The 2,224-nt window shown below is 30.8% G+C and carries 3 protein-coding genes; all 3 read left to right on the plus strand.

Features of this window, described 5'->3' with window-relative positions; translation table 11 throughout:
* Positions 1-640: 640 nt before the first annotated feature.
* The 3 genes from METFODRAFT_RS09475 to METFODRAFT_RS11090 all read left to right on the plus strand — a co-directional run bounded on the left by METFODRAFT_RS09475 (position 641) and on the right by METFODRAFT_RS11090 (position 2,008).
* On the plus strand, positions 641-931 hold the full coding sequence (locus tag METFODRAFT_RS09475) for a PRC-barrel domain-containing protein (RefSeq protein ID WP_007045403.1): 291 nt from the start codon (positions 641-643) through the stop codon (positions 929-931).
* A gap of 63 nt (positions 932-994) precedes the next feature.
* Positions 995-1,795: an aspartate dehydrogenase gene (locus tag METFODRAFT_RS09480; protein WP_048115858.1), complete on the plus strand. Its 801-nt coding sequence runs from the start codon at positions 995-997 to the stop codon at positions 1,793-1,795.
* A 51-nt stretch (positions 1,796-1,846) separates the two neighbouring features.
* The gene (locus tag METFODRAFT_RS11090; RefSeq protein WP_007045405.1) at positions 1,847-2,008 is read left to right on the plus strand and encodes a hypothetical protein; all 162 of its coding nucleotides are present in this window, start codon (positions 1,847-1,849) and stop codon (positions 2,006-2,008) included.
* The last annotated feature ends 216 nt before the right edge of the window (positions 2,009-2,224 follow it).

Below are 2,224 nucleotides of genomic sequence, written 5' to 3' on the forward strand. Positions count from 1 at the left end.
AGCGTAAAAATTTAGAGTATAAATAAATTTTAGCAAAATTCGCAAACAACTATAGTTTGCTATGTCTTTCGATGTAGTTATATCGAATATTGCATCCATAAACTTTTTCACTCCATCTCCTTAGTAGCGTTGAATCGATTATTGCAGTGTATTTAAATCTATTGTCATCAAAAATATTGGGAAGGTTAGATAGTTGAGCATATAAACAAAACTCGTCTTCAGAGAGTTTTTGTAGGTTTTTAACGATAGTTGTTCTGTGAATTCCAAAAATATCCTCTGAAAATGCTTTGATAGTTTTTATTGGCGTTAGTGTTCTAACCTCTGCGAACTGGATAACTCCTCTGAACAGTTAAATCTTAAACTATTTATAGAATTAGTGAGTATATTATTAAGTGCTGCTAGCATAGGAGATGCACCGTTTTTTAACGAGTTATTTAAGTACTACCTATTTCTATTTTTTGGTTTTAATTTTAATAGTGTTAAATCACACTATCAGATAATAAGACATAATTTATGTCTTTAATTTTATTTACGATTGTTATAACATAAACAACCACGGCAACATAAACCTGCAAACAACTATAAATATCACTTATATGCATAGATGATAAAAATGTTTAATGTATTTGGAGGGATTTATATGGCTATTAAAATTAGCGATATATTGGGCAAGCAGATCTACACCATGACCGCGAGGTATGTAGGCAAAGTGTATGATGCCATCCTCGACACGGAAAAATCCGCAATTAGCGGAATTGTAGTATCTGATGTATCAAACGGTTGTTTAAAAGAGTTGGTTGGAAATGTTGACAAAAAAATAGTACTTCCCTACAACTTAGTCACAGCAATAGGTAACATAGTATTGATGAAACCTCCAGCAAAAGTATTGGTTAAAACATCTGAAACTGAAAAAAGCAAAATTTCAAAATAAAATTTATTTTTAGCTTTTTTTATGGTTGTTTTTAGCAAATTTAAAAATAGATATAGTGATATGATGTTAAAAATAGGTATTGTAGGTTGTGGAGCAATAGCATCATTTATATCAAAGATGGTTGTGAAAAAAAAGATAAATGCAAAGATAGTGGCATATTACGATAAAAATATACACAAGGCGGAAAAATTAAGTAAAATTACAAATGCAGAAGTTTGTAGTAGCGTAGATAATCTTGTTGAGAAAGATATTGATTTGGTTGTTGAGGCGGCATCAGTTAAGGCAGTTGAAGAGATCGCCATCAAGGCACTATCAAATAACAAGGATATCTTAATTATGAGCGTAGGTGCTTTTGTGGATAAGGAGTTGTTTTTAAAACTCTACAACCTTGCAAAGGAAAAAGGTAGAAAGATATATCTACCCTCTGGTGCTGTTGCAGGAATTGATGCCATTAAATCTCTCGCACTTGGAAAAATAGAGGAGGTTATTTTAAAAACAACAAAACCTGTTGAGGGTTTAAAGGAGGCATTAGAAAATAAAGGAGTTGATCCCAATAAAATAAAAGAACCAACTGTTGTTTTTGAAGGAGATGTCTTTGATGCAATAAAACAGTTTCCATCAAACATAAACGTGTCAGTTATGCTCTCTATAGCATCAGAATTTCCAGCAAAGGTTGTAATAATTGCAGATCCAAAGATAAAAACAAACAATCATGAGATTTTTGTTAAGAGTTCCATAGGAACATTAAAAGTTCTTGTTAAAAACGTTCCATGTGAAGAAAATCCAAAAACTTCTGCACTCGCCGCCTATTCAGCAATTAGAATCATAAAAGATATTTCTGAGCCAATTGAAATAGGAACTTAACTAAAATTTGGATATCAATTTATCTTTTTTAGCAATTAAATACGTGGTACTATGGAAAATATTGAAGAATTGGATATTAGTAAATACACAATAATAGATTTAGATGCGTTAAAGACAAAAACCTGCAAATGCCTATTTTGCAATAAAGAATTTAAATGTGTTGGAAAAAAAGTGATGTGCCCTTATTGCAAGAGAATAATAAATCTGAAATGACCTCCATTTTTATCATAATATATCATTTTATTACACCTAAAGCCACTTTGCAGAATACGGGAAAAAATACTTTTTAATTTGAAATAACTCAAAATAGGATAGGAATTTAGATATTAACTTAACTGACAGTGTGATTACGAGAATCCTTTCTTTATTAGTTCTTTACTACACTCTTTAATCACTTCATAGAATGATAATCCATATTGTGGCTTAAAT

It is taken from the genome of Methanotorris formicicus Mc-S-70, assembly GCF_000243455.1.
GTDB classification, from domain to species: domain Archaea; phylum AGJL01; class Methanococci; order Methanococcales; family Methanococcaceae; genus Methanotorris; species Methanotorris formicicus.

Bases quoted from the DNA above. Each gene is read 5' to 3' on its own strand.
- METFODRAFT_RS09475 (WP_007045403.1), top strand. From the start codon at position 641: ATGGCTATTAAAATTAGCGATATATTGGGCAAGCAGATCTACACCATG.
- METFODRAFT_RS09480 (WP_048115858.1), top strand. From the start codon at position 995: ATGTTAAAAATAGGTATTGTAGGTTGTGGAGCAATAGCATCATTTATA.
- METFODRAFT_RS11090 (WP_007045405.1), top strand. From the start codon at position 1,847: ATGGAAAATATTGAAGAATTGGATATTAGTAAATACACAATAATAGAT.